Here is a 26599-nt window from a genome sequence, read left to right as displayed (position 1 = left end):
GACCCGCTGCGGTTGCTCGACATCTGTGCGTGGTTTCTCGCGACCTCGGGTTTCCTACTCTGCGTGATCGCTCCGGAATGCTGCGTGAACGTCTCGTGAACTGGGCTCGGGCGTGCGCCGGTCGCGTCATCCTGCTCCCGTGCACTCCTGGACGGACACTCTCCGCTTCGCCTTCCAGCCGGTGGTCAACCTGACGACCGGCACGGTCGCCGGACTGGAGATACTGGCCCGCCCCGAGACCGGTGACGTCCTCGCCGAGGCCCGCCGGGATCCCGGGCTCGACTGCCGGCTGGCGGTGTCGGCGGTCCGCGCGGCCGTGCGCAAGGAGACCCTGCTGCCGCTGTTCGTGAACGTGTTCGCGGGCACCCTCGCCGACCTCGGTGGACTGCCCTCGCTGCACGACACCGTACGGGAGGCGGGGCGGCTGCCGTGGGAGGTGACGATCGACGTCTGCCCTCCGTACACGCACGTGCCGCAGCCCGCGCTGCTGGAGGCGGTGGCCGCGCTGCGCCGCCAGGGGTTCCGGATCTGCGCGGACGGCGTCGGGGACGGGGACGCGCCCCTGCGGCTGCTCTCCGACCTGGCTCCGCACCTGGTGAAGCTGGACGCGTCGCTGCTGGCGCGGCCGGCGGCGGTGCGGTCGATGCGGACGCTCTGCGACGAGCTGGGGGCGCTGCTGTCCGTCGAGGGCGTGGAGACCGAGGGGCAGTGCGCCGCGGCGCTGGCGGCCGGGGCGCAGCTGGCGCAGGGCGAGCTGTTCGCGCCGCCGGCCCGGCTGCCCGCCGCGGACGTCTACGTCCCGCCCCGCTCCCCCGCCGACCTGTCCGTGCCGCGGCCCGGGCCGTCGGTGCGGGAGTTCGTACGGCCCGCCGCGCTGCTGCCCGCCACGGCGTCGGCGGGGCAGGTGCGGGCGCTGCTGACCGGGTCGCCGGACGTCTCCGGCGTCCTGCTCGTGGACACCGCGGGGGTGCCCGTCCGCTCGGTCCACCGGTCCCGCTTCCTGCTGTCGATGTCGGGGCGCTACGGACACGCCCTGTACGCCGACCGGCCCGCGGCCAAGCTCGGGGACCCGCCGCGGACGGTGGGTGTGGACGCGACCGCCTGGGAGGTCCTGGACGTGGTGGCGGTCGGCGGGCGGGACCGTACCTCGGACGACGTGGCCGTGGTGGACGAGCACGGGCGGTGCGTGGGCGTGGTCCGGCTCGCGGACCTGGTGCGCGCACTGGCCGAGACGCGTGTGGAGGAGGCGGCCGGGCTGAACCCGCTGACGCGGCTGCCCGGCTCCGACGCGATCACCGGCGAGGTGGACCGGCGGATCACGGCGGGGCGGCCGTTCGCCCTGAGCTGGCTGGACGTCGATCACTTCAAGCAGGTCAACGACGGTGCGGGGTTCGCGGCGGGCGACGAGCTGATCCGGGGGGTGGGGCGGGCGCTGGAGCAGGCCGCGACGGGTGATGCGCGCGTGGGGCACATCGGTGGGGACGACTTCCTGGTCCTCGCCGATCCGGAGGGCCTCGATCCGCTGGCCGCCGCCGTACTGGACGCGCCCTGGTCGGCGGGCGGCCGCCCGGTCACGCTGTCGCTGGCGACGGTGCTGTGCGCGCCGGGCAGCGTGACGGATCACCGGCAGGCTGCGGCGTGCCTGGCGCCGCTGAAGAAGGCGGCGAAGGAGTTGCGCGGGGCCAGTTGGGTGCTGGGCCGGGCCGGTGTGCCCGGGCACGAGACCCGCCGGGGGGTGGCGCCGGCGCCTGCGCCGGAACCGGCGGGGTGTGTGGCGGTGGAGCCGGGAGGGCGTTAGGTTGCCGGGCCGCCCTTTCCCGCGGCACGGTATGCCGGAGCCGAGTTGTCGGAGGCGATCGGTCAGAGGCGAGGCGAGCTGTCGGAGGCGAGCAGTGGTGATCGGGCTGCGGGCCGGAGTGACCGTGCCACCCGGCCGTGCCACCGGCCATGCCAGCCGCGCACGGGGTGCCCGGCCCCGTCGGCCTTCCCCCGGTCACCGGTCGTCAGGGCCGGAGTGGCGGTTGTCGGCCCTGCCTGAGTGACCTGAAGGGTGTTCGACGAGGTGGTGCCCGGGCTGGGCGAGGCGGGCGGCCGGAGCCGGGCCACGGCGCCCTCCGTCGGCCAGGGCTCTGGCGTCCATGATGGTTCCCGGCCCCCTCGAACCACGGCCTCCGGCCCCCTCGCACCCCCGCCCGCAAGGGGAAGAAGCCCGTCCGGTTGAGAAGTTGGCAGGTCAGGTAGATCCTGGACACTAACAAGCTGGGTGTCCGGGACGGCCGAGCGGTCGCCGACGGTGAGGTTCGGCACGGGTCGGACACCGAGTGGAGGCCGGACATCATCCGCCATGCCTCGCGCGGCTCATCGGGGCGCGCGGGTCCCACCAGAACTGAACGACGACCCACCGGGCGCCGCCCGGGCCGTGCGACCGGCCCCCGGCCCGGCAGGAGCCCGGCGACCGTCACATGGCCGTCAACCGTTGCGGTCGGCGACCTTGACGCCCTTTGGGTGCCGGTGAACACTTCCGGTGTCAGTCGACATCGCCGTACATACTCGGCGTATCCGGCACTGCGACGCGTGGACGCGTCTGCGCCAAGGCCCCTTCCCCCACGGGCGAGTCGGCTGCGACGGCACGCTCGTCACGGATGCCGGGCGGGGCGCGGGATCTCCCTGCCTTCGGCTGAAGTAGCCATGGGAAACGCACCCTGCACATGAGGCCCGGAGCGGTCCGTTCCGGGTCACGGCCTAGGAGCCGCCATGAGTAACTGGGACATCTTCTTCGGCGAGTTGATCGGTACGGCGATCCTGATCCTGTTCGGCGCCGGAGTGTGCGCGGCCGTCACCCTGAGGTTCTCGAAGGCACGGGCCTCCGGGTGGATCGTGATCGCGTTCGGCTGGGGCTTCGCCGTGCTGGCCGGCGCGTACACCGCCGCTCCCCTCTCCGGAGGACACCTCAACCCGGCCGTCACCTTCGGTCTCGCCGTCGACACCGGCGTGTGGGACAAGGTCTGGGTCTACATCCTGGGGCAGCTGGCCGGAGCCATGATCGGGGCCATCCTGGCGTACCTGGTGTACCTGGCGCAGTTCCAGGCCAACGTGCGCAAGACGGGCACCACCGAGGGCACGGCGGACGAACCCGTTCCGACGCTGGGCATCTTCTCCACGATCCCCGAGATCCGGAACCCGGTGGCCAACCTGATCACCGAGATCCTCGCCACCATCGCGCTGGTGCTGCCCCTGCTGGCCCTCGTCGGCAACAACCGGCACGTGGAGGGCATCGGGATCGGCCAGATCGCCGGGCAGGCCGACGGCATCTACGGGTCCGGGATCGTGATCCTGCTGGTCGCCCTCCTGGTCGTCGGCATCGGTCTGTCCCTGGGTGGTCCCACCGGATACGCCATCAACCCGGCACGTGACCTCGGACCGCGCATCATCCACTCCGTCCTGCCGATCCCGAACAAGGGCACGTCCGACTGGGGCTACGCGTGGATCCCCGTCATCGGCCCGTTGATCGGCGGATTGCTGGGTGGCCTCATCTACAACGCAGCCTTCTGATCGAGCCCGAGGGGTAGTCATGACGGAGAACGCCGAGAAGTACGTTGCAGCCATCGACCAGGGCACCACGTCGAGCCGCTGCATCGTCTTCAACCAGGACGGCGCGATCGTCGCCGTCGACCAGCGCGAGCACCGCCAGATCTTTCCCAAGCCGGGCTGGGTGGAGCACGACGCCACGGAGATCTGGTCCAAGACGCAGGCGGTCGTCGCCGGTGCGCTGGCCAAGGCCGGTCTGCGGGCCGAACAGCTGAGCGCGATGGGGATCACCAACCAGCGCGAGACGACCCTGCTGTGGGACCGCGCGACGGGCAAGCCGGTGCACAACGCCATCGTCTGGCAGGACACGCGGACGGCGTCGCTGTGCAACCAGCTGGGCGGCTCGGACGGGCAGGACCGTTTCCGCGAGCAGACGGGGCTGCCGCTGGCCACGTACTTCTCCGGGCCCAAGGCGGCCTGGCTGCTCGACAACGTGCCCGACCTGCGGGCGCGTGCCGAGCGCGGTGAGATCGCCTTCGGCACCATGGACTCCTGGCTGATCTGGAACCTCACCGGCGGCACGGACGGTGGGCAGCACGTCACCGACGTGACGAACGCCGGACGCACCATGCTGATGAACCTGGAGACCCTGCAGTGGGACTCCTCGATCCTCTCGGCGATGAACATCCCGGAGTCGATGCTGCCCGAGATCCGGTCGTCCGCCGAGGTGTACGGCACCGCGGTCGGCCAGCTCTCCGGGGTGCCGGTCGCTTCGGCGCTCGGCGACCAGCAGGCCGCCGTGTTCGGGCAGGCCTGCTACGACGTGGGCACCGCGAAGAACACGTACGGCACGGGCAGCTTCCTGCTGCTCAACACGGGCAACCGGCCGGTGGTGTCGAAGAGCGGTCTGCTGACGACGATGGGGTACAAGATCGGCACTGAGGCGCCGGTCTACTGCCTGGAGGGGTCGATCGCCATCACGGGCGCGCTGGTGCAGTGGTTCCGCGACCAGCTCGGCATCATCCGCACCGCCGACGAGATCGAGCCCCTGGCCGCGAGCGTGGAGGACAACGGCGGCGCCTACATCGTGCCGGCGTTCTCGGGTCTGTTCGCGCCGTACTGGCGTTCCGACGCGCGCGGTGTCGTCACCGGTCTCACCCGGTACGTCACCAAGGCGCACCTGGCGCGCGCGGTGCTGGAGGCGACGAGCTGGCAGACCCGTGAGGTCGTGGACGCCATGTACCAGGACTCCGGGGTGCACATCACCACCCTGAAGGTCGACGGCGGCATGACGAAGAACAACCTGCTCATGCAGCACCAGGCGGATGTGCTGGACGTCCCGGTGGTGCGGCCCAAGGTCTCCGAGACGACCTGTCTGGGCGCCGCCTACGCGGCCGGCCTGGCCACCGGCGTCTGGAACGACCTGGACGAACTCAAGGCCCACTGGCAGAAGGACGTCGAGTGGACGCCGTCCATGGAGGCGTCGGTCCGGGACCGCGAGTACCACAACTGGCGCAAGGCCGTGGAGAAGAGCTTCGGCTGGGAGGAGGGCGAGGACTGACCGGATCCGTCCCGCGGTGTTGCGTGCCCGTACCCCTGTCGGCGGGGGTACGGGCCCTGCCCGCGTGCGGGTGATGTCAGCGGGCGGGCGGCGTCAGTCGGCCGGCCGCCGTCAGCTGGTCACCGTCTGACGGCGGTCGGCCGCGTACGCCATCGCGTGCTCGACGACGCCGATGAGGGCCTCCTTGACGGACTCGCGGTCACGGGCGTCGCACATCAGGAGCGGAACGCCGTCGTCCAGGTCCAGGGCCTGGCGGACGTCCTCGACGGGGTAACGGGGGGCGCCCTCGAAGCAGTTGATGCCGACGAGGAAGGGGATGGAGCGCCGTTCGAAGTAGTCGATGGCGGCGAAGCAGTCCTCCAGGCGGCGGGTGTCGGCGAGCACGACGGCTCCCAGCGCGCCCTCGGAGAGCTCGTCCCACATGAACCAGAACCGCTCCTGCCCGGGTGTGCCGAAGAGGTACAGCACGAGGTCCTCGCGCAGGGTGATGCGCCCGAAGTCCATGGCCACGGTGGTGGTGTGCTTGCCCTCCACGCCGCTGAGGTCGTCGACCGGGCGTCCGGCCTCGGTGAGCAGTTCCTCGGTGCGCAGCGGCCTGATCTCGCTGACCGCGCCGACGAGCGTGGTCTTGCCCACGCCGAAGCCGCCGGCCACCAGGATCTTGAGCGTGACGGGCTCGACCGGAGGCTTGCCGCGCTCAGAACGCCCGAAGATCATCGGTCTCTTCTCCTGCTTGATGGGGGTCGGGCGACGGCGGGCCGTAGCCTCCGCCGCCGGGGTCGGGGATGCGGCGGCGCGCGACGACGTCGGAGAAGGTGTCGCCGCGGTCGCTCCGGAAGGGCCGGCCAGTCACGTCAGTACCCCGCTCTCGCGCTGCTCACAGCGCCCGCAGGCCGTTGATCACATCGCGCAGAATACTCTCGTCCGGCAGCTCGGCAGGGGGTACGGGCCGGTTCACGTGGACGAACTCCGCGTCCACGAGATCTCCGACGAGGACCCGTACCACCCCGATGGGCAGGTCGAGTTCGGCTGCGAGTTCGGCGACGGACTGCGGGTCCTCACGGCACAGTTCGACGATCTCCACGTGCTCCGGGGAGAGCATGTGGTCCGCTTCCGGGTCGTCCGCGTGCGGCTCCGCGACCACGACCGCGATCAGGTCCAGACGGTGCTGGCCCTGGCTGCTGGTGCGGCCACGTGTCATGGCGTACGGACGGACGACCGGTCCGGCCTCGTCGTCGAACCAGTGGCTTCTTCCCTGACCGTCAGAGCTCATGTCATCCCACTACCCGCCTGCGGGCAGATCGGTGCGCGGAGCGGCGCCCAGATGCACGCCCACCCGCTTCACGAGGAGGGTCATCTCGTAGGCGACCTGGCCGACGTCCGAGTCGGCGTCCGAGAGGACCGCGAGGCAACTGCCGTCGCCGGCCGCCGTCACGAACAGGAAGGCGTCGTCGAGTTCGACGACGGTCTGGCGGACGTTGCCGGCCTCGAAGTGGCGCCCCACGCCCTTGGCGAGGCTGTGGAACCCGGAGGCGACGGCGGCCAGGTGCTCGCTGTCCTCCCTGGTCAGGTCCCTGGACACGCCCGTCGGCAAGCCGTCGCCCGAGAGCACGAGGGCCTTGCGGATGCTCGCGACGCGGTCCACCAGTTCGTCGAGGAGCCAGTTCAGCTCCCCCTTGCCGTTCACGGTGTGGCCGGTCGCCTTCGGTGCGGTCATCGACCGTCCCCCTCTGTCGTTCCCTGTGGTGCTGTGCCGCTGTGGGCGGCGTCGCCCGCGGCGTTCTCCCTACGGCCGCGCTGCCAGCCGCGCTGGAGCGAAGCCATACGGCTGCGTACTTCGTCGGCGTCCCGCTCGGCGGGCTCGGACCGGCCCTCGGTACGCGGGTCCGGTCCCCGTTTCAGCTGGGGTGCCAGGTTGGCCTGCCGGACGCGCCGGGGCAGCGGGGCGGAGCCGCCCTCGGGGGACGGAGCGCCGGCCCCACGGAGTCCGGTTCCGGCTCCGCCGGGCGGGGTGCCGGGGTTGTCCGGGGAGAGTCCGGAGTGGCCGGCGGATCCGCCGGATCCTTCGGCGCCGCTGGAGGCGATCTCCGCGCGGCGGGTCCTGCGGGACAGGGCGGACGACCCGGCGGCGTCACCGGAGGTGCTGCCGGGCGCGCCCGGCGCCGGCCCGCGGTCCTCGTCGCGCCCGGCCGCGCCGATGCCCCGGCCCACGGGTTCCGTCCCACGACGGCGGGCCGGGAGCGGCGGGGGCGTGTCGGGCTGCGTCCCGCCCCGTCGGCCGCCGGACGGGGAATCCTCCGTGCGGCGCCGGGCGGGCAGCGCGGACGCGGTCTCCGAACCGGTGCGGCCCGGGGCTCGGCCGCCCGCGGCGTCCTTGTCGCGCCGGCGCGACGGCAGCGCGGCGGCCGGCCTGGTCTCGGTCCGGCCGGGGTCCGCGATCTCCTCGTCGGCCTTGCCACGCCGGGGGCGCTGCTCGGTGACCGGGCGGCCGTGCGAGCTGACCAGCTTGGGGGTGCGGCGGCGGGGCAGCGGGACCGGGTCACCGGGTTCGCCACCGGTGCCGGCGCGGTCCCGTGCGCCGGGGGCGTCGGCCTCCTGCCGGTGCGGATCGGCGCGGCGGCCGGTGGTCTCGTCCTGGGCGCGGGTGAGGGAGTGGCGGGGGCGGAACAGGCCGCTGTCCTCGCCGTCCTCGTCCTCGATGCCGCCCGGGAAGCCGCCGATGGCGTCCAGGTCGACGGGGGCCTCCAGCTCGACCGGCCCGTCCAGCAGGGAGGCCGGCAGGCCGGGTCGCGGTGCGGGCGCCGTGGACAGGGCGGCGCGGCGGCCGTCCTGCGGCTCGCTCCCGTGCGCCGTCAGCTGGGGACGGTCGAGCCGGAACCCGACGCCGTTCGTGTCCGGCACGTCGTCCGTCAGCAGGGCGTCCGGGATGAAGACGACGGCGGTGGTGCCGCCGTACGGCGAGGGCTGCAGGGAGACCCGGACGTTCTGCCGCTGGGCGAGACGGCTGACCACGAACAGGCCGAGCCGGTCGGTGTCGGACAGCTCGAACTCCGGCGTCTCGGCGAGCCGGAGGTTGGCGTCGAGCAGCGCCTCGGCCGCCATGCCGAGACCGCGGTCGTGGATCTCCAGGGTGAAGCCGTTGGCGACGCGCTCGCCCAGGACCTGGACGGCGGTGTGCGGCGGCGAGAACACCGTGGCGTTCTCCAGGAGTTCGGCCACGAGGTGCGTGAGGTCGGCGACGGCCGGGCCGGTGACGGCGATCCGCGGGAGGCGGCGCACCTCGATGCGCTCGTAGTCCTCGACCTCGGCCACGGCGGCACGCACGACGTCCATGAGCTGGACGGGCTTGCGCCACTGGCGCGAGGGCGCGGCGCCGGAGAGGATCACGAGGCCCTCGGCGTGCCGCCGCATGCGGGTGGTCAGGTGGTCCAGGCGGAACAGGTCCGCGAGTTCCTCGGTGTCCTCCGTGCGGCGCTCCATGGCGTCGAGCAGGGTGAGCTGCTTGTGGAGGAGGACCTGGCTGCGGCGTGCGAGGTTGACGAAGACCTCGGAGACGCCGGCACGCAGTTCGGCCTGTTTGACGGCCGCCTCGACGGCGGCGCGCTGCAGGGTGTTGAGGGCCTGGCCGACCTCGCCCATCTCGTTCTTGTCGTACTCCAGGCGCGGCACTTCGGTCTCGACGTCGACCTGCTCGCCCGCGGAGAGGCGGCGCATCACGCTGGGCAGCCGTACGCCGGACGCCTCGTGTGCCTCCAGGCGCAGCTGCCTGAGGTCGCGGATGAGGGTGCGGCCCACGCGCACGGACAGGAAGAGGGAGACCAGCAGGGCGATCAGGCCGAGGGCGCCGGCGATGACGGCCTTGGCGATGACGCCCACGGCCACGGGGTGGACCCGGTCCTGATAGCGGTCGTTGGCCTGGTCGTTGAGGGTGCCGAGCTCGTCGAGCACGTTGCCGGCGGCGCTGTCCCAGCTCTTGGCGGTGACGCCGCGGGGCGTCCCGGCCCCCGCGTCGAGGGCCGCTTCCTCGGCGACCCGCAGCGGTGCGGAGGAGGCGTTCTTCCAGAAGGTCTGGTAGCGGTCGCGCTCGGCGACGGGCAGCAGTTGGAGGTTGACGTCGTACATCAGCGTGCGCTGGGCGACGAGGTCGGAGATGTCGCGCTCTTCGGAGTGGGTGATGCGGCCGACGATCAGGGCGGAGCCGAGGAGGGCGTCCTCGCGGGAGAGCAGTTCACGGGCCCGGGCCAGATTGACCAGCGCACGGTACTGCTTGTCGAGTTCGACGTTGTCGACCACGTGCAGGTTGGCGAGGAGCACGTAACAGGGGTCGATGAGCCGGTTGTAGAGGTCGAGGGCCTGGGAGCGGTCGACGGTGCCGTCCTCGACGCTGCGGCGCAGCGACTCGATGCCCTCGAAGGCGTCCAGGACCGCGGTCAGCCGTTCGTCGGTGGCCTCGCCCATCGCGTCGCGCACGTCGGGGTTCCTGGCGTTGCGGCGGATGCCGCCCACGGCCTCGTCGGTGGCGCTGCGGCTGCGCCGGAGCGCGGCGAGTCCGTCGGAGGCGCGGGGGTCGGCGAGGTGGACCAGGGTCTGGCGGCGTTCCTCCTGGAGGACGCGGACGGTGTCCTCGATGGGGTAGCCGATCTCCTCCACGACGGTCGACACGTTGAACAGGTCGGCCGCCTCACGCCCCGTGAGCACGGTGGCGAAGGACCAGATCGCGGTCAGGGACACCAGCGGCACGAGAAGCAGCGCCACGATCTTCCGGCGGATGGACTTCCCGCGAAAGCGCATGGCCTCCCCCAGCTCGGCCCCCGGGCTACCGGGGGTACACGTGTGCGTCAACAAACGGCGCGAGCCTACTACCGACGCACAGGGAACTCGAAGACCGGGCCCGAGGCCGAACTTCCGCGCCAGCGGCGAGGCATGCCGAGTTGTCCGGGCATTGCGGGAGTTGTCTCCCCGAAACCGATGGTGACAGGAAGGGGCCATCAGCACGACGGTCCAAGGCGGTTGGCTGGATTTTTTCGCCTCCCGGGAATCTTCGTGACGGGTCGTTCGTCCTTCACTACGGGAAACGGGGGCGGAATCGGCCACAGGAGCCGCATCCTGCACCCGGGCGGCGTAAAACAGCGCAAGCCGGGCAGCCACTGGGGAGCACGGGTCTTCGGAAACGAGCGAGCGGTCTGCTGGCGGTGGGGAGTGACACGGTGATGGGCACGGCGGAGCGGCGCGAAGCGTCCAGGGCTGGCGGGGCGCGGGTAGGCGGGCAGCGGATGTCCGAGGCGACCGATCGCGACGATCCGGCAGCCGGGGCGCGGACCCCGGTACGGGAACCGGTGCAGCCGGTTCCCGGGGCGGACCGCGTTCAGGCGGGGAAACGAGGGCGAGCGGCGGGGCCGGCCGACCCGGCGGACCGGGACAGCCGGGAGCAGCAGTACTACCGGCCCTTGTGGGTCGAGGAGCCGGCGCGGCGGCGCCGGTTGCCGGATCCGGTGCGTACGGCGGCCGTGCGGGCGGTGCTTCTCATAGCCGTGACGCTGATTCAGGCGATGGTGGCCTTCCTGTGCACGATGGCCGGGTCCTGGCTGGCGTTCCCGATGGTGATCAGCAGCGTGGTCAGCACGATCGCGGCCACCTGGGGAGCCCTCGACGTGTGGGTGACCCGCCAGGTCTGGAACCAGCGCCACGGCGTGGTGTCCGTGCCGAGCAGCACGGCTCGGGCGCTGCGGCGTGAGCGGCGCCGGGCCCGGCGTCAGGAGCGGGCCGCGGCGCGGACGCAGGGGCGGATACGCCGGCGGGGCGGGGCCGGGCAGTTGTCCCACTCGTAGGAAGGGCCGGGCGACGGGGCCGGGCCGCCCCGCGTCGCCGTGACCAACCTCCTCGCGGGGCGCACGGCCGTGACAGCCGGCACCGTGCCGTACTTCTGGTCCGACCAGTACGGCGCCCGCATCCAGTTCGCCGGCCGGCGCGGTGACGGCGAGGGACGGCTGTCGTCGGCGCCGGGGAGTGACACGCGGGCCGACCCCCACGCCCGGCCCTTCCCACGAAAGGGGTTCTCGTCGGCCCGGCCGGTGAGGAAGTCCTGGGAGAGCGGCGGCCGGTCGTAGGGCTGGTGCGGTTCGTCGCCGATGACGACGAGTCGCCCGTCGTAGCCCTGGGCGCGCGGTTCCCGGGCGGCGTACAGGCCGGAGAGGGAGGCGCCGACGATGGTCACGGTGCGCATGCGGGGAGCCTCCCGGGGGCGCGGGCGGCACCGGGTGTGCCGGTGGCGGGAGGCCGGCGGGTGAGGCGCTGTGTGCCGCCGGCCGGGGTGGGCGGCGGCGGCCCGGTGTGCGGCTCGCCGGTCCGGCAGCCGGCCTTGATCAGTTCGGCCCGCCGACCCGCTGGGCCTCCTTCGCGGGCGTCTGCCTCCGCGCGCACGCCTCCTCTCACGCGGCCGTTCCCTCCTCCGCCGCGAGGTGGACGTGGATGACGCCGTCGTCGACGGTGACGCGGTGGGTGCGGACGGCGCGACGGGCCGGGAGGCAGGTGGGCATGCCGGTGCGCAGGTCGAACGAGGCGGCGTGCAGCGGGCATTCGATGAGGCAGCCCTCCAGCCAACCCTCGGAGAGGGAGGCGTCCTGGTGGGTGCAGGTGTCGTCGATGGCGTGGAGTTCGCCGTCGTCGGTGTGGAACACGGCGACGGGCCGGGTCGTCTCGATGCGGACGGACTCGCCCTTGGGGAGGTCTTCGAGGCGGCAGACGGGAATCACGGGCCCCCCTCTCGGTCCGGGACGGGGCCGGACCGTTCGGCCAGACTGTAGACAGTGTGTGAAGTGCCGGACCGGGGCGGTGCCGGGCACGCAAGGGTGGTGGTGCGCGTCGTGTGGTGATGCGCGTCGTGTGGTGGTGTGCGTCGTCGGGCTCCGCCGTCGCAGCCGGGCGCAGGTGGGCGCTCGTCCCTTCCGGGATCCTGACGCTTCGGTAACATGACGTTTCACATGGCGCATGAGCAAGCGCTATACGCAACAGAATCCAAGCGGGGCGACCGTGGCGTCAAGGGGTTCCCGCAGATGCGGCCCGAATCGGGCCGGCAGGTGGTGAGAGTTGGCCATGGTTCGCACGCAGAAGCAGTCCTCCCGCGAGGAGCATCCGACGGACGACGGGACGAAGCAGAGCGGCAGGGGCGCGGGGAGCGCCGTCCAGTCGGTGGACCGCGCCGTGAGCGTGCTGGAGATCCTCGCCCGGCACGGCGAGGCGGGCGTCACCGAGATCGCCGACGAGCTGGACGTGCACAAGTCCACGGCGTTCCGTCTGCTCGGCGTCCTGGAGAACCGCGGGCTGGTGGCCCAGGCGAAGGACCGCGGCAAGTACTACCTGGGAGCCGGTGTACTGCGCCTCGCGGGGGCGGCGGCAGTGCGGCTCGACGTCTCCCAGGAGGGTGTTCCGATCTGCCGGGAGCTCGCCGACGAACTGGGCGAGACGGTCAACATCGCGGTGCTGGACGACGACGCGGCGGTCAACATCATGCAGGCCAGGGGCACCGCCTCGGTCACGGCCCAGAACTGGCTCGGCCGCCGCACCCCCCTGCACGCCACTTCCAGCGGCAAGGTGCTGCTCGCCCACCTGCCCCCGACCCTGCGCGAGGGCCTGCTGGCGCGTCCGCTGCACCGCTTCACGGAGCGCACGGTGACGGTCGCCTCCATGCTGCGCGGCGAGTTGGACACCGTGGTGCAGCAGGGATACGCGCTCACCGTGGAGGAACTGGAGATCGGACTGGCCGCCGCGGCATCGCCCGTCCGGGCCCACGACGGCAAGGTCATCGCGTCCCTCAGCGTCTCGGGCCCGGTCTACCGGCTGAGCCCGGAGCGTCTGCCGGAGGTGGCGAAGCGGACCGAGGCGGCGGCGGCCGAGCTGTCCCGGCGCATGGGCTACGGCTTCTGACGTAGTTCGGGCCGATGGCCCGTGACGTGCGGCCCCAGCGCGGGACCAGGCGGGATTCCTGGTCCCGCGCTGTTGTGTGTCGGGCGGGTTTCGCGGTCTCCGCGCCGTTTTCGCAGAGTTGACGTGAACCAGGACCGCGCCTCTTGACGGCCCGTCGACGGCGTTCCCACTATGTTCCCCATCGCGCAACCCATCGTGCAGTGCGCAACAGCAGGGGAGCATGGTCGTGCCACACGAGATCCGTGCCGTCGTCGCTGTCGAGCAGGGCGTACCCGTCGAGGTGCGGAGGATCGTGGTTCCGCTCCGCTCACCGACGGCGAGTTCAGCGACACCGGGCCGTCCCCGCTCTCCGCAGCACCCCGCTCCCCCACCGCCCCACTCCCCACCGCCTTCACACCGTCCCGGCAAGGAGGGGCATGTCCAGCACACCCGAGAACAACCCGCGCGTGGTCGTCGTCGGCGCCGGCATCGTCGGCTGTTCCCTCGCCGACGAGCTCACCGCTCGCGGCTGGACCGACGTCACCGTCCTCGAACAGGGGCCCCTGCCCGCCCCCGGCGGCTCCACCTCGCACGCGCCCGGCCTCGTCTTCCAGACCAGCCCGTCGAAGACCCTCACCGCCTTCGCCCGCTACACGGTCGAGAAGTTCGGCTCCCTCGACGTCGACGGCGTCCCCTGCTTCCACCGCGTGGGCGGCCTGGAACTGGCCACCACCCCCGAGCGTCTCGCCGAGTTGCACCGCAGGGCCGGGTACGCCGCCTCCTGGGGCGTGCGCGGCGAGGTCGTCGGCCCCGCACGGTGCAAGGAGCTGTGGCCGCTGATCGACGAGTCGACGGTCCTCGGCGGTTTCCACACCCCGGACGACGGCCTGGCCCGCGCCCTGCTCGCGGCCCGCGCCCAGCTGGCCCGGGCCACCGCGCGGGGCGCCCGGTTCCTGGAACGACACACGGTCACCGGTATCGAGCGGCAGGACGGCCGGGTGACCGCCGTGGTCACCGACCGGGGCACCTTCCCGGCCGACCACGTCGTGTCGGCGGCCGGGTTCTGGGGCCCGGTGATCGGCCGCATGGCCGGGGTCGACGTGCCGCTGCAGCCGCTGGCCCACCAGTACGCCAGAACCGGGCCGCTCCCGGAGCTGCGCGGCGCCACCGCGGAGGCGTCGAAGCCGATCCTCCGCTTCCAGGACCGGGACCTGTACTTCCGCGAGCACACCGACCGCATCGGTATCGGCTCCTACGCGCACCGGCCCCTGCCCGTCGACCCGTTCGCGGTCCCGCCCTACGACGAGGCCCGTGCCCGCAACATGGACATGCCGTCCTCGTACCCGTTCACCGCGGAGGACTGGGCTCCCTCCTGGGCCGACTGCCGGCAGCTGATGCCCGCCCTGCGGGACGCCGAGATCGAGTCCGGCTTCAACGGCGTCTTCTCCTTCACCCCGGACGGCATGCCGGTGCTCGGCGAGTCGCGGGGGCTGCGCGGCTTCTGGCTGGCCGAGGCCGTCTGGGTCACGCACTCCGCGGGCGTCGCCCGGGCCGTCGCCGAGTGGATGGTGGACGGGCGGCCCTCGCTCGACCTGCACGAGTGCGACCTCACGCGGTTCGAGGAGGCGCAGCGCTCCCCGTCGTACGTCCGGGAGCGCGGGGCGCAGCAGTTCGTCGAGGTGTACGACGTCATCCATCCGCTCCAGCCGATGGAACGGCCGCGTCCGCTGCGGGTCAGCCCGTTCCACGCGCGGCAGCAGCAGCTCGGCGCGTACTTCCTGGAGGGCGGGGGCTGGGAACGTCCGCACTGGTACGAGGCGAACGCCCCGCTCCTGGACGCCCTCGGCCCGCTGCCCGAGCGGGACGCCTGGTCGGCCCGCCACTGGTCCCCGGTCGCTGCGGCCGAGGCGAAGGCCACCCGCGAGGGCGTCGCCCTCTACGACATGACGCCCCTGCGCCGGCTCGAAGTCACCGGCCCCGGGGCTCTCGCCTTCCTCGACCGCATGACCACCAACAACCTCCGCAAGAAGCCCGGCGCGGTCACCTACACGCTGCTGCTCGACGACTCCGGCGGCATCCGCTCCGACCTCACCGTGGCCCGGCTGGCGCCCGACCGCTTCCAGGTCGGCGCCAACTCCCCCGCCGACCTCGACCGGCTCCTGCGCCACGCCCCCGCCGACGTGGTGATCCGGGACATCACCTCCGGCACCTGCTGCGTCGGCGTCTGGGGCCCGCTCGCCCGGGACCTCGTCCAGCCGCTCACCCCGGACGACTTCTCGCACGAGGCGTTCGGCTACTTCCGGGCGAGGGAGACGTACGTCGGGCACGTCCCGGTGACCGCGCTGCGGCTGAGCTACGTGGGCGAGCTCGGCTGGGAGCTGTACACCACGGCCGACCTGGGGCTGAGGCTCTGGGACACGCTGTGGGAGGCCGGCCGGGACCTGGGCGTGGTCGCCGCGGGTCGCTCGGCGTTCAACTCCCTGCGTCTGGAGAAGGGTTACCGCGCCTGGGGCGTCGACATGACCGACGAGCACGACCCGTTCGAGGCGGGCGTCGGCTTCGCCGTGCGCATGGACAAGGAGGACTTCGTCGGCCGGGCCGCCCTGCGGAACCGCCCGGAACCCACCCGCAGGCTCACCCCCCTCCTGCTCGACGACCCGGCCACCGTCGTCCTGGGCAAGGAACCGGTCCACGTCGGCGGGGCACCCGCCGGCTACGTCACCAGCGCGTCGTACGGCTACACGCTGGGCCGCTGCGTCGCCTACGCCTGGCTGCCGGCCGGGCTCGCCGGCGGCACGGGCGTGCACATCGAGTACTTCGGCGAGAAGGTCCCGGCCACGGTCGCCGACGAGCCGCTGTTCGATCCGAAGATGACCCGTATCCGCCGGTAGGAGGCGTTCCCTCGTGACGACGACCCCGACCACCCCGAGCCTGATCGCCACCCTCCCCGGCCGCTACTACACCGACCCGGACGTGTTCCGGCAGGAGCAGGAGCGCGTCTTCGAGTCGCTGTGGTTCTGCGCGGTCCGCAGCTCCGACCTGGACCGCCCGGGCACTTTCCGCACCGTGCAGGTCGGACGCGAGAGCGTCATCGTCATCCGCACCCGCGCGGGCGGACTGCGCGCCTTCCTCAACGTCTGCCGGCACCGCGGGGCCCGGCTGTGCACGGAGGGGTCCGGCGAGGTCCGCCGCACGCTCCAATGCCCGTACCACGCGTGGACGTACGACCTCGACGGGAAGTTGATCGCCGCACCCAACCTGATCAAGATGCCCGACATCGACCGTGCCGCCTACGGGTTGATCAACGTCGATCTGCGCGAGTGGCTCGGCTACGCGTGGGTGTGCCTGGCGGACGAACCGCCGTCCTTCGAGGACACGGTCGTGCACGCCGCCGTCGAGCGGCTCGGCGACGCCGCCGCGATCGAGCACTACGGCACGGACAACCTCGCGCTCGGCAAACGCATCACCTATGACGTGAAGGCGAACTGGAAACTGATCGTCGAGAACTTCATGGAGTGCTACCACTGCGCGACGATCCACCCCGAACTCACCGAGGTGCTGCCCGAGTTCGCCGACGGCTACGCCGCCCAGTACTACGTGGGGCACGGCGCCGAGTTCGGCGAGACGGTCAAGGGCTTCACGGTCGACGGCAGCGAGGGCTTCGGCCGGCTCCCCGCGGTGAGCGCCGAGCAGGACCGCCGCTACTACGCCATCACGGTCAAGCCGACCGTGTTCGTCAACCTCGTCCCGGACCACGTCATCGTGCACCGGATGTTCCCGCTCGCCGAGGACCGCACGGCCGTCGAGTGCGACTGGCTGTACGCGCCGGAGGTGGTGGCGTCCGGGGCCGACGTGTCGAAGTCCGTCGAGCTGTTCCACCGGGTGAACGCCCAGGACTTCGCGGCCTGTGAGAGGACGCAGCCGGCGATGGCCTCCCGCGCCTACCGCGAGGGCGGTGTGCTGGTCCCCAACGAGCACCACATCGGGATCTTCCACGAGTGGCTCCTCGATCGGCTGGGAAGCGAGCACGCCGGGCCTGCTCATCGGCGGTGAATTCCGGGACCGCGGCGACCTGCCGCTGCACGTCGCACACCTGCTGCGGGGCATCTGGCGCAACACCCGCCCCACCCACCAGGGTTGGTTCGACTGACCGGACTCCCCGAGGGGACACCCATTGAGGAACCGCCCATGAGACCATCCGCGCAGTCCACCGACACCCAGGGCAACGACGACGCCGAACTGACCGAGTTCGGCTACAGACCCGAGCTGAAACGCACCCTCGGCACCTTCCACACCTTCGCCGCCGGCATCAGCTACATCTCCATCCTGACGGGGACGTTCCAGCTGTTCTACTTCGGCTACGGCAGCGGCGGCCCCGCCTACTGGTGGTCGTGGCCGATGGTCTTCGCGGGCCAGTTCATGGTCGCGCTGTGCTTCGCGGAGCTCGCCGCCCGCTACCCCGTGGCCGGTTCCGTCTACAACTGGTCGAAGAAGATCGGCAATCCGCATCTCGGCTGGCTGGCCGGCTGGATGATGCTGATCGCCTCCATCGTGTCCATAGCGGCCGTGGCACTGGCCTACCAGTTGACGCTGCCGCAGATCTCGTCGTTCTTCCAGTTCGTGGGGGACGGCACCGGTACCTACGACGTGGCGACCAACGCGGTCATCCTGGCCGCGGTGCTGATCCTGTTCACGACCCTCGTGAACGCCTTCGGCGTCAAGCTGATGGCCCGGATCAACACGGCGGGCGTGTTCATCGAGTTGATCGCCACCGTCGTCCTGATCGTCCTGTTCGCCGTCCACCTCACGCGCGGCCCCCAGGTCGTCATGGAGACGCACGGCACCGGCGCCGGCTACGGCAACGGGTACCTGGGCGCCTTCCTGGTGGCCTCGCTGGCGTCGGCGTACGTCATGTACGGCTTCGACACCGCCGCCTCGCTCGGCGAGGAGTCCCTGAATCCGACCCGCAACGCGCCCCGCGCCATCATCCGGGCGATCGTCGCGTCCTTCGTCCTCGGCGGGTTGATCCTGTTGCTCGCGTTGATGAGCGTGTCCACTCTGAACGGCGAGAAGCTGTCCACCGACGGTCTGCAGTACATCGTGCTGGACGTACTGGGCCCGACGGCCGGCAAGGCGATGCTGTGGTGCGTGCTGATCGCGGTGACCGTGTGCGCGCTGGCGGTGCACACGGCGGCGGTCCGGCTGGCGTTCGCGATGGCACGCGACAACAACCTGCCGGCGTCCGCGTAGCTCGCCAGGTGCCATCCGCGGTTCCGGACGCCCGTCCTGCCGACCGTGATCATCGGGATCCTGGCGCTGGCGATCCTGGTGGTCAACATCCGTCAGCCGCAGATCTTCACCGTCGTCACCAGCATCGGCATCATCATGATCTACCTCGCCTACCTGGGCGTCACGGTGCCGCTGCTGGTCGCCCGGCTGCGCGGGACGTGGCAGCCCGCGGGCGAGGGCCGCTTCTCGCTGGGCCGCTGGGGCCTGCCGGTCAACATCCTGGCCGTGCTGTGGGGCGCGGCCATGACGCTCAACCTCATCTGGCCGCGGGCCGCCGTCTACAACGCCACGGAGCCCTACCACTGGTACCTGCGCTGGGGCGCGGTGCTGTTCGTCGCCGTCATCGCGGGCGGCGGTTTCGCCTACTACTGGTTCGTGCAGCGGCACCGCACCGGCGTGCTCGCCGAGCACCGCTCGCAGGGCCCGGCCGCCGCTCCCCTCGCCGCACCGGCGGCCGACTGAGGACAGGAGGCAGACCATGACCACGCGTACGCACGAGTCCGACCACGTCGGTCCGCATGAGTTCGACTACGTCGTCGGCGGCGGCACGGCGGGCAACGTGGTGGCCGCCCGCCTCTCCGAGGACCCGGCCGTCACGGTGTGCGTGCTGGAGGCCGGCACGGCTACCCCACGTCGGAGAACGCGTTCTGCCTCACTCCCGACGTGACACGGGCCAGGTCGCGGGGGACGGTGCGGCTGCGGACGCGGGACTTCCGGGACAAGCCGAAGGTCGATCCGCGGTACTTCACGCACGAACACGACGAGCGGGTGATGACGTACGGGCTGAAGCTCGCACGGCGGATCGCCGGGCAGCCGGCGCTCAGCGGCTGGGCGGGCACGGACCTGGCCCCCGGGCCCGGGGTGCGGACGGACGGCGAACTGCTCGACTACATCCGCTCGACGCACAACACCGTGTACCACCCGTCCTGCACGGTGAAGATGGGCGCGGACGACGATCCGTCGGCTCCCCTGGACGCGAGACTGCGGGTGAAAGGGGTGCAGGGGCTGCGGGTCGCGGACGGATCGGTCATGCCCCGACCTCGTCCCCGTCAACCCCTGCATCACCACGATGGTGATCGGCGAGAGGTGCGCCGATCTCCTGTGGGAGGACGCCTGACCTAGGGCGTCGCGGGCGCCGGGCGCTTGTACATCCTGGTCGCCGTGATCTCGCTGTGGACCGCCTCCCCCGCCTGGGGCTGCTGCGGCAGGCCCGGGCGGAGGTGCTCCTCGACGCTGATGTACTTCAGGCCCGCCCTGAGGTCGGCGTCGTTGCGCATCCGGATGACCAGGGGGAACTCGGCCAGCGCGGTGGTGTCGAACAGGCCCGTGGTGTACAGCAGCTGGACACCGAGGGCGTCCGACACCGCCCGCTGGAGCTCCAGCAGATACGTCGCGTTGGCGCGGCCGATGGGGTTGTCGAGGAACAACGTGCCCGCGTGGCGGTGCTTGTCGCGGCCCCGGTCGTTCGAACGCAGCGCGGCCATCGTGCAGTACAGGGCGATGGCGGCGGTGAGCAGCTGGCCACCGGAGAAGACGTCGCCCATCTGCCCGACGGGCACGCGCTCGGCGCGCAGCACCGCGTCGGGCTTGAGGATCTCGACGGCGACGCCCTTCGGCTGGAGGGCGGCTCCGACGCCCCGCAGCAGCAGGGACATGCCGTCGCGCCGCAGGTCGGAGTTCTTCTTCACGGCCGCGCGGGTCGCCTCGTCGATGACCTCGCCGAGCCGCTCGGTGAGCGTGGCCTGGTCGGGTTCCTCGAAGCGGATGCGCAGGAACTCCTGTCCGGACCATTCGCCGAGGCCCTCGGGCAGGCGGGAGAGCCGCTGGGCGGAGCGCAGGGTGGCCAGGGACGACTCCACCAGGCCGCGCAGCCGGTCCACGATCGAGTCGCGGTTGCGCTCCAGCTGCTCCAGCTCGTCGGTGAGGACGCGCAGGCGGGGCGCGAAGGCGTCCGCCCACTTCTGGGCGTGCTCGGGCAGCGCGGACGCGGGCAGTTCGCGGATCTGCTGCCGGGCCGGGGTGCGGACCTGCTCGTAGCGCGTGGAGTTGGCGTGCCGGACGAGGATGTCGCCGGCCTCACGGACCGCGCTCTCGGCGGCGGACAGGTCGGCGGCACAGCCGCGCAGCGACCGGCGGGCCTCGGCGGCGGACTGCCGGGCCTCCTCCGGGCTGCCCGGGTACGGCTCCGTCTCCTCCTGCTCCTCCTCGGTGACGTGCTCGCGCAGCAGGTCGCGGAGCATCGCGGCGATCTCGTCGAAGCCGCCGGCCGCGTCCTCGGCGGCGCGGTGGGCGTCGAGGAGTTCGGCGTGCGCCTCGCGGGCCTGGTTGAGCGCCTCGGTGTGGGAGGCGAGTTCGGCCGTGGCGGTGCGCAGCAGGGTCTGGGCGTGCTCGGCGTCGCGCGGCCGGCGCTCCTCGGGCAGCTCGGTGTGGGCCTCGCCGTCCTCGGGCGCGAGCCGTTCGGCCTCGCCGCGCAGCCGCCCGAGCTGCTCGCTCGCGGTCGACATACGGGTCTCCAGGAGCTGCACCAGCTCCTCGGCCCGGGCGGCGGCGGCCTGGCGGCTGGGGCCGTCGGAGCCGTCGGGGGATTCGAGGAGCTGCTCGGCGCGCGTGCGGACCTTGTTGCTGAGGCGGTCCAGCTCCGCGCGGGCCGCGCTCTCGTCGCTCTCCGCGCGGGCCTGCTCGGCGCGCAGGTCGGCGCCCACGCCGACCTTCTCGTACACCTGCGACGCCGCCCGGTAGGCCTCGCGCAGCGCGGGCAGGGACGCCTTCGGGGAGCCGGTGTCGTCCTCGGGCAGGTCGTCGGGGGCGCCGGCGATCTCGGAGCGCTCGGCGCGCAGGGCGCGGGCGGTCCGGCGGGCGTCGTCGGCGGCGCGCTGGGCGGCGCGCCGGTCCTCGTCCGCGGCGCGGGCCCGCTCCAGGCAGGCCTGGGCGGCCGCCTCGGACTCGGCCGCCTCGTCGGCGAGTTCGCGCAGCTTGACCTGCCAGCCGGCCCGTTCGCGCAGCCGGAAGGCGAGGCCGGCGAGGGCGTCGGCGGAGCGGCGGGCCTTCTGGGCGGCCTCCTGCCGTTCGTCCCGGACGCGGGCGGCCTCGGCGGCGGCTTCGTCGGCCTCGGCCCGCACGGTGCGCGCCTCGCTCAGTTCCGCCTCGGACTCCTCGGCGAACGCGCGCGCGTCGTGCGCCGCCTGCGCCAGTTCGGCCAGCCGGCCGGCGGGGCAGCCGGTGCGCCAGGAGGAGAGCCGGGCCGCCAGTTCGCGGTCCTTGCCGAGCCGGGCGGCGAGCGCGCGGATCTCGGCGTCCCGCTCGGCGGCGCGGGCGCGCAGCGCCTGGCGCTCCTCGTCGGCGGCGTGTTCGTCGTGCATGGCCGGGTTGGGCGGTACGAGGAACACGCCGCCGTCGTCGGTGTCCGGGGCGGGCGTCGGGGCGAGCAGGGCGGCGGCCGTGCCGACGGCCACCGCGGAGCGGGGCAGCAGCGCCGCGTCGCCCAGTGCCTCCCGGGCACGGGCGTGCGAGTCGGGGTCGGTGATGATCACGCCGTCGACGAGTTCGGGCCGGGCGGCCAGCACGCGCGCGTGGTCGGCCGGGTCGACGGCCTGGGCGAGGTAGCGCCAGCCGGGCAGGGCCGGGATGCCGTGCTCGCCGAGGAACTCGACCGTGGCCAGCACGTCCGGGCCGGGCGGCAGCAGCCCGCCGTCCCCGAGCGCGCCGAGGATGCGGGCGTCGTCGGCGGCGGCCGTGCGCAGGTCGAACAGCTGGCGTTCGGCGGAGGAGACGGCCTCGTCGAGGAGCGCGCGCAGGTCGTCGGCGCTGCGGTCGAGCTCCTCGGGGCCGAGCCCGTGCTCTGCCGGGGCGGGCGCGGCCGGCTGTGCGCCGTCCGTGCCGTGGCGGGGCTGCGGGATGCCCGGGCGCGCCGCGGGGGCCAGGCCGAGCAGCTCCGCCAGCCGCTCCTCGCCCGCCAGCGCCTCGGCGGTGCGGCGCTCGGCCTGGTGGGCCCGCTCCGCTGCCGTGGCCGCGTCGGCGGCGCGGGCCGCGGTGAGTTCGGCGCGGGACTCGGCGGCGGCGGCCTCGCGCGCGTGCTCCGTGGCGCGGCGGGAGGCCTCGCGGGCGGAGTCCCAGGCCGCCACGGCGGTCTTCTCGGCGTCGCTGGCGGCGAGGGCCGCGCGGGCCGGGTCGGCGTCGGGCGCGCTGTCGTCGAGCCAGCCGGCCCGGACGGCCTCGGCGGTCTCCTGCTCGACCTCGGCGAGGCGCTGCTTGAGGTGGCCGATCTCGCTGCGGGCCCGCTGCGCCTGGGTGGCGGCCGCGGTGGAATCCCGGTAGGCGGCGTCGCTGACCTCCTGGAGGGCGGCGGAGCGCTCCTCTTCCTCGTTGGCCTGCTGCTCGGCCTTCTGGGCTGCCGCGTGCAGGGCCCGGACCAGGTCGACGGCGGCCCTGGAGCGGGCGGCCAGCGCCGGGGCGGCGTCCCGTTCCGCCTCCTGGATCGCGGCGGACACGCGGGCGACGCGGTCGGCGGCGGCGCGGTGGCGCAGCACGGCCTCGGCGGCCTGCCAGGCCGCGTACAGCGTGCGGGCGTCGGCCAGTTCGCGCTTCTGCGCGGCGGCGGTCTTCTCCGCGGCCGCGAGTGCCAGGGAGGCGTGCCGGTAGGCGAGTTCGGCGGAGATCAGCGCGCTGCGCTCGCGGGCGGCCTCGGCGTGCGTGACGGCGTACGCGGCGGCGGTGACCCGCTGGGCGAGGTCGGCGGCCCGCACGCGCTCCTGCACGCCGCGCGCGGACAGCCGGCGGGCGAGGGTGCGGGTGCGGCGCTCGGCCGCGGTGTGGACCTCCCGCGCGCGCGAGCGGGCCTCGGCGGCCTCGACGATGCGTCCGAGCAGGTCGACGGAGCCGGCGGTGAAGTCGCGTTCGGCCATCAGCTCGGCGCGCCGGCCCAGTTTGTTGCCGAAGCCGCTGACCAGGTCGGCGAGCCCGTCGGTGTCGCGGGTGTCGGTGACGGCGCGCAGCAGCAGGTCGGTGAAGTCGGCGTCCTTCTTGACCGCGAAGAGACCGGCGGCCTCACCCTCGTCGGCGTTCATCTCGCGCTGGTAGCGGAAGAGTTCGGGGTCGAGGCCGAGGTCGCCCAGGTGCTCGATCCAGCGGTCGTGGATCTCCTCCCAGTGCACCTCCAGGTGCGGGTACGTCCGGCCCGCCTCGGTGAGGGCGTCGCGGAAGCCCTTCATGGTGCGGCGCCGCCCGCGCGCCCCCGACTGCCCCTCGACGGGGGGCCGTACGGCGGTGGACTCGGCGACGGGGAGGTTGTCGAGGCTCAGTCCGGGGCCGGGCCGGAAGGAGTACCAGGCCTCGGCGAACTTGCGCGGGTCGTTGGAGACCTGCCGTCCGCGCCATTCGCTGACCTTGCCGACGACGACGCACTCGCCGTCAGCACGTGCTGCCACTCCAGCGCGACGTGCCCGCAGTCGTCGGCGAGGAGGAACTTGCGCAGCACGCCGGAGCTGGCGCCGCCGAGGGTGTTGCGGTGGCCCGGCAGCATCACGGAGAAGATCAGCTTGAGCAGGACGGACTTGCCGCCGCCGTTCTCCAGGAAGAGCACGCCGGCGGGGGCGGGGCGGCGGGGCGGGCCGACCGGCTCCTCCTCGAAGAACTCCGCCTGTGTGGGCGCGGGGTCGGGCACGAGGTCGCCCACGCCCCGCAGGTCGAGCACGGTGTCGGCGTAGCGCGCACCGGCGGGCCCGATGGAGTAGAGGCGGACGCGGGACAGCTCGTACATGGCGGACTCTCGTAAGGCTTCGTCAGGTGGGGGGAGTTCAGGAGGAGTGGAAGGGCAGCCCGGCGTCGGCGACCAGGTCCAGGTCGTCGCTCTCCTCGGGCGGCAGCAGGGTCGGGGTGCCGTCGGTGACCGGGACGACGCCCAGTTCCAGCAGCTCGGCCATGGCGGCGCTGCCGGCCATGTCCCGGATCTGGAGCTGGTAGCGGGCGGTGGTGCGGTACGTGCCGCCGTTGTCGTCGCCGGTGCGCTGCAGGAAGCCGGAGTCGGTGAGGAAGGCGACGGCCTTGGCGACGATGCCGGTGGTCGAACCGGCGAGCCGGCGCGCGTCCTTGGTGGCGCCGGTGGCGCTGCGCCGCACCCAGATCCGCCAGGCGGCCTCCAGGCCGGGCGCGTCGGTGGCCGGGTCGGTGTTCTCGCCCTGCTCGGCGGCCCGTTCCTCCAGGCGCCGGCAGGCCTGGCGGACGAAGGCGTCGACGCCGTTGACCGTGACGCGGCCGATGTAGCCGTCGTCGGCGAGGTCCTCGGGGCGGGGGAACGCCAGGGCGGCGACGGCCAGATGGGCCAGTCCGTGCAGGAACCGGTCGCCGCCGTCGGCGGAGGTGCGACGCGCGTAGTCGCCCATGCGGACGGCGAACACCGAGTCCTCGGCCGCGGTCACGGCCATGCCAGCGCGCGGGGAGACCTCCAGCACGATCAGGCCGAGACCGGTCGCCACGGCGTCGGCGAGCCGCGCGAACGGCGGGTCCTCGCGGTAGCGCCGCAGCAGGTCCGCGTACTCCTGGTCGCGGGCGGGCTGCAGCTTGGGCTGCAGCCCGAAGGACACGAGCCGCGCCGCGTCGGCGGCGTCGGCCGGGGTGACGGCGGCGGTGGCCGCGGGGGCCGTCGCCTCCGGCTCACTCCACTCGACGTGCTCGCTCACGGTCGGGACTCCTTGTGCCACTCGTACTGACTCATGCTGCTTCCGTCCGGTCCGCCGCCATCCCCGCCGCGTCCAGCAGCGCGGTACCGACGATCAGGTCGGCGCCGCCGAACTCCGGGTCGTCCAGCTCCGTCCCGTCGTCCACGGCGAACAGCAGCTTCTGCTCCCCCTGCCGGTACGCCGTACCGACCGGCGGGCTCGCGGCGTGCACCGCCAGCAGCGCCACCAGGTACGGCAGCTCGGGGTCCTTGCGGCGGGCCTGGGCCAGCAGCCCCGACAACCGCCGCGGCGCGTCCGCCGGCAGGTCGAGCAGCTCCTGCGCGGCCGCCATCTGCTCCTCGCTGAAGCGGCTGTCGTCCGGCGTGGCGATGAGGTCGGGCTCGGGCATCTCGGCGCCCAGGTGCTCCCGCTCCACCGGCGGCGTCAGCAGTATGTCGACCAGGTCCGCGACCCGGACGGACACCGGTGTGCGCAGCCCCGTGCCGCGTCCGAAGAACGCGTCCGTGACCCGCACGGCCTGCTCCAGGGGCAGTGGCAGGACCGGTGCGAGGAGATGGCCGTACAGGTCCGTGCCCGACACGCTCGTCGGCGTCGCGAAGGCCTGCCGGTCCTGCTCGGCGCGGAACAGCGGCCCGGCCTCCAGCAGGCGGGACTGCAGCTGCGTGTGGCGCCGGATGCAGTCCTTCACGATGTCGACCAGCTCGGCGGCGCGGCGCTTGTGCTCCGGCTCCTCGGACTCGTCGCGCGCCTTGCGGATGTTCGTGAGGATCGCGTTCTCGTGCCGGTAGCGGTCGGCCACGTGCTCCAGGGCCTCGGCGATCATGTCGGGCACCGCGCTGAGCCAGTCGACCGCGCGGACGTTGCGCCGGGTGGCGTCGAGGGCCCTGCGCAGGGTCTCCGAGTACTGCACGGTCCGGTAGCGGGCCTGCTCGGCCGCGAGCTGGGCGTCGGCGAGCCGGCCGCGGCTGATCAGCACCTCCAGCTTGACCTCGGCGGCGATCTGCGCGCTGGTGACGTCGGTGTCGAGGGCGCCGACGAGGACGTTGACCGCCTCGTCCGTCGTCCGCAGGTACACCGTGCCGCCGGGGCCGGGGACCTCCTCGATCAGCTTGAAGTCGTAGTCGCGGCGCACGTAGGTGCCGTCCGCCGCGAACGTGCCGTACACGGCGCGGAAGCCGCGGTCGACGCTGCCGACGTTGATCAGGTTCTCCAGGACCCAGCGGGCCACCCGCTCGTGCTCGGCGGCGGGGCGCTGCGGGGCCTGGGCGGCGATGCGCGGGACGAGACGGGCGACGATCTGGTCGTGGTCCGCGCCCGTGTCGAAGTCCATGTTCAGGGTGACGAGGTCGATGGCCGCGAGGGCGACCTCCGCCATGCCGTACACCGAGTACTCGCCGGCGAGGTTGGCCTTGCGCGCGTCGAGGTCGTGCAGCGGCGCGGTGCAGGCGAGCGCGCGCAGGCGCCGCGCCAGGCCCTCGTCGGCGGCCGGCCCCGGGGCGGGGCGCGGCCCCGCGCTGAGCTGGGGCGGAACGCTGTCCGTCGATGCAGGCGAAGTCACGGTGCACAGACTAGGTGTATTGATCACGAGCGTTGTTAACGCTTGCCGGGCTTGATCATGGCGAAGACCTCCGATGTGGTGGAGCTG

At 72.9% G+C, this 26599-nt stretch carries 15 protein-coding genes and 5 pseudogenes; 11 read left to right on the top strand and 9 right to left on the bottom strand.

Translation table 11 applies throughout. The features are described 5' to 3' along the window. Positions 1-139 precede the first annotated feature (139 nt). From ACPXCS_RS38870 to glpK, 3 genes are all read left to right on the top strand, one after another. Positions 140-1798 carry an EAL domain-containing protein gene (locus tag ACPXCS_RS38870; RefSeq protein WP_425952213.1) on the top strand — a complete coding sequence of 553 codons (1659 nt, stop codon included), beginning with the start codon at positions 140-142 and terminating at the stop codon, positions 1796-1798. A 956-nt stretch (positions 1799-2754) separates the two neighbouring features. Beyond that, a complete protein-coding gene (locus ACPXCS_RS38865) occupies positions 2755-3552 on the top strand; it encodes an MIP/aquaporin family protein (protein WP_425952212.1) in 798 nt (265 codons plus the stop codon). A 19-nt stretch (positions 3553-3571) separates the two neighbouring features. Beyond that, on the top strand, positions 3572-5089 hold the full coding sequence (gene glpK / locus ACPXCS_RS38860) for a glycerol kinase GlpK (RefSeq protein WP_425952211.1): 1518 nt from the start codon (positions 3572-3574) through the stop codon (positions 5087-5089). A gap of 111 nt (positions 5090-5200) precedes the next feature. Here glpK and ACPXCS_RS38855 read toward each other — a convergent pair whose 3' ends face one another. The 4 genes from ACPXCS_RS38855 to ACPXCS_RS38840 form a co-directional block, all read right to left on the bottom strand. Further along, a complete protein-coding gene (locus tag ACPXCS_RS38855; RefSeq protein WP_425952210.1) occupies positions 5201-5806 on the bottom strand; it encodes a GTP-binding protein in 606 nt (201 codons plus the stop codon). Between the two features lie 160 nt (positions 5807-5966). Next, the gene (locus ACPXCS_RS38850; protein WP_425952209.1) at positions 5967-6362 is read right to left on the bottom strand and encodes a DUF742 domain-containing protein; all 396 of its coding nucleotides are present in this window, start codon (positions 6360-6362) and stop codon (positions 5967-5969) included. Between the two features lie 9 nt (positions 6363-6371). Continuing rightward, positions 6372-6806 carry a roadblock/LC7 domain-containing protein gene (locus ACPXCS_RS38845; protein ID WP_425952208.1) on the bottom strand — a complete coding sequence of 145 codons (435 nt, stop codon included), beginning with the start codon at positions 6804-6806 and terminating at the stop codon, positions 6372-6374. Continuing rightward, the gene (locus ACPXCS_RS38840) at positions 6803-9880 is read right to left on the bottom strand and encodes a nitrate- and nitrite sensing domain-containing protein (RefSeq protein WP_425952207.1); all 3078 of its coding nucleotides are present in this window, start codon (positions 9878-9880) and stop codon (positions 6803-6805) included. Before ACPXCS_RS38840 ends, ACPXCS_RS38845 begins: the two co-directional genes overlap by 4 nt. A gap of 419 nt (positions 9881-10299) precedes the next feature. Here ACPXCS_RS38840 and ACPXCS_RS38835 point away from each other — a divergent pair, with 419 nt between their 5' ends. Then, positions 10300-10917, top strand: coding sequence for a hypothetical protein (locus tag ACPXCS_RS38835; RefSeq protein ID WP_425952206.1), 618 nt, complete (start codon positions 10300-10302; stop codon positions 10915-10917). A 27-nt stretch (positions 10918-10944) separates the two neighbouring features. Beyond that, positions 10945-11070: pseudogene (locus ACPXCS_RS38830) on the top strand (NAD(P)/FAD-dependent oxidoreductase); the annotation flags it as partial. Positions 11071-11144: 74 nt separating this feature from the next. Here the strand turns inward: ACPXCS_RS38830 and ACPXCS_RS38825 are convergent. Both ACPXCS_RS38825 and ACPXCS_RS38820 read right to left on the bottom strand, forming a co-directional pair. Further along, positions 11145-11312, bottom strand: a pseudogene (locus ACPXCS_RS38825) (NAD(P)/FAD-dependent oxidoreductase); the annotation flags it as partial. Between the two features lie 205 nt (positions 11313-11517). Then, entirely contained in the window at positions 11518-11841 is a 324-nt protein-coding gene (locus ACPXCS_RS38820) for a bifunctional 3-phenylpropionate/cinnamic acid dioxygenase ferredoxin subunit (protein WP_425952205.1), read from the bottom strand. 340 nt (positions 11842-12181) lie between these two features. Between ACPXCS_RS38820 and ACPXCS_RS38815 the strand changes: the two genes are divergently transcribed. The 6 genes and pseudogenes from ACPXCS_RS38815 to ACPXCS_RS38790 all read left to right on the top strand — a co-directional run. Next, entirely contained in the window at positions 12182-13012 is an 831-nt protein-coding gene (locus tag ACPXCS_RS38815) for an IclR family transcriptional regulator (RefSeq protein ID WP_425952204.1), read from the top strand. A 416-nt stretch (positions 13013-13428) separates the two neighbouring features. Beyond that, on the top strand, positions 13429-15882 hold the full coding sequence (locus ACPXCS_RS38810) for a GcvT family protein (RefSeq protein ID WP_425952203.1): 2454 nt from the start codon (positions 13429-13431) through the stop codon (positions 15880-15882). Positions 15883-15895: 13 nt separating this feature from the next. Then, complete coding sequence (locus tag ACPXCS_RS38805) at positions 15896-17044, top strand: aromatic ring-hydroxylating oxygenase subunit alpha (protein WP_425952202.1); 1149 nt, start codon at positions 15896-15898, stop codon at positions 17042-17044. Positions 17045-17179: 135 nt separating this feature from the next. Beyond that, positions 17180-18742, top strand: a pseudogene (locus ACPXCS_RS38800) (APC family permease). A 16-nt stretch (positions 18743-18758) separates the two neighbouring features. Further along, positions 18759-18947 (top strand): hypothetical protein, encoded by a 189-nt coding sequence (locus tag ACPXCS_RS38795; RefSeq protein WP_425952201.1) that lies wholly within the window; start codon positions 18759-18761, stop codon positions 18945-18947. Next, a pseudogene (locus tag ACPXCS_RS38790) lies at positions 18896-19397 on the top strand (GMC oxidoreductase); the annotation flags it as partial. The gene ACPXCS_RS38795 and the pseudogene ACPXCS_RS38790, both read left to right, overlap by 52 nt. A gap of 1 nt (position 19398) precedes the next feature. Here ACPXCS_RS38790 and ACPXCS_RS38785 read toward each other — a convergent pair. The 3 genes and pseudogenes from ACPXCS_RS38785 to ACPXCS_RS38775 all read right to left on the bottom strand — a co-directional run bounded on the left by ACPXCS_RS38785 (position 19399) and on the right by ACPXCS_RS38775 (position 26512). Further along, positions 19399-24035: pseudogene (locus ACPXCS_RS38785) on the bottom strand (hypothetical protein). A gap of 37 nt (positions 24036-24072) precedes the next feature. Then, positions 24073-24954: a hypothetical protein gene (locus tag ACPXCS_RS38780; protein WP_425952200.1), complete on the bottom strand. Its 882-nt coding sequence runs from the start codon at positions 24952-24954 to the stop codon at positions 24073-24075. A 31-nt stretch (positions 24955-24985) separates the two neighbouring features. Continuing rightward, complete coding sequence (locus ACPXCS_RS38775; RefSeq protein ID WP_425952199.1) at positions 24986-26512, bottom strand: hypothetical protein; 1527 nt, start codon at positions 26510-26512, stop codon at positions 24986-24988. Positions 26513-26599 lie beyond the last annotated feature (87 nt).

The organism is Streptomyces sp. DT190 (genome assembly GCF_049846985.1).
Lineage (GTDB): Bacteria > Actinomycetota > Actinomycetes > Streptomycetales > Streptomycetaceae > Streptomyces.
The sequence above is the reverse complement of the archived record's forward strand: the minus strand, read 5'-3'. Positions and strand labels throughout refer to the sequence as shown.

What these genes read in the sequence shown, in the direction of transcription:
- ACPXCS_RS38815 (WP_425952204.1), top strand. Translation starts at nt 12,182, where the DNA reads ATGGTTCGCACGCAGAAGCAGTCCTCCCGCGAGGAGCATCCGACGGAC.
- ACPXCS_RS38835 (WP_425952206.1), top strand. Translation starts at nt 10,300, where the DNA reads ATGGGCACGGCGGAGCGGCGCGAAGCGTCCAGGGCTGGCGGGGCGCGG.
- ACPXCS_RS38865 (WP_425952212.1), top strand. Translation starts at nt 2,755, where the DNA reads ATGAGTAACTGGGACATCTTCTTCGGCGAGTTGATCGGTACGGCGATC.
- ACPXCS_RS38845 (WP_425952208.1), bottom strand. Translation starts at nt 6,806, where the DNA reads ATGACCGCACCGAAGGCGACCGGCCACACCGTGAACGGCAAGGGGGAG.
- ACPXCS_RS38810 (WP_425952203.1), top strand. Translation starts at nt 13,429, where the DNA reads ATGTCCAGCACACCCGAGAACAACCCGCGCGTGGTCGTCGTCGGCGCC.
- ACPXCS_RS38795 (WP_425952201.1), top strand. Translation starts at nt 18,759, where the DNA reads ATGACCACGCGTACGCACGAGTCCGACCACGTCGGTCCGCATGAGTTC.
- ACPXCS_RS38855 (WP_425952210.1), bottom strand. Translation starts at nt 5,806, where the DNA reads ATGATCTTCGGGCGTTCTGAGCGCGGCAAGCCTCCGGTCGAGCCCGTC.
- ACPXCS_RS38850 (WP_425952209.1), bottom strand. Translation starts at nt 6,362, where the DNA reads ATGAGCTCTGACGGTCAGGGAAGAAGCCACTGGTTCGACGACGAGGCC.
- ACPXCS_RS38840 (WP_425952207.1), bottom strand. Translation starts at nt 9,880, where the DNA reads ATGCGCTTTCGCGGGAAGTCCATCCGCCGGAAGATCGTGGCGCTGCTT.
- glpK (WP_425952211.1), top strand. Translation starts at nt 3,572, where the DNA reads ATGACGGAGAACGCCGAGAAGTACGTTGCAGCCATCGACCAGGGCACC.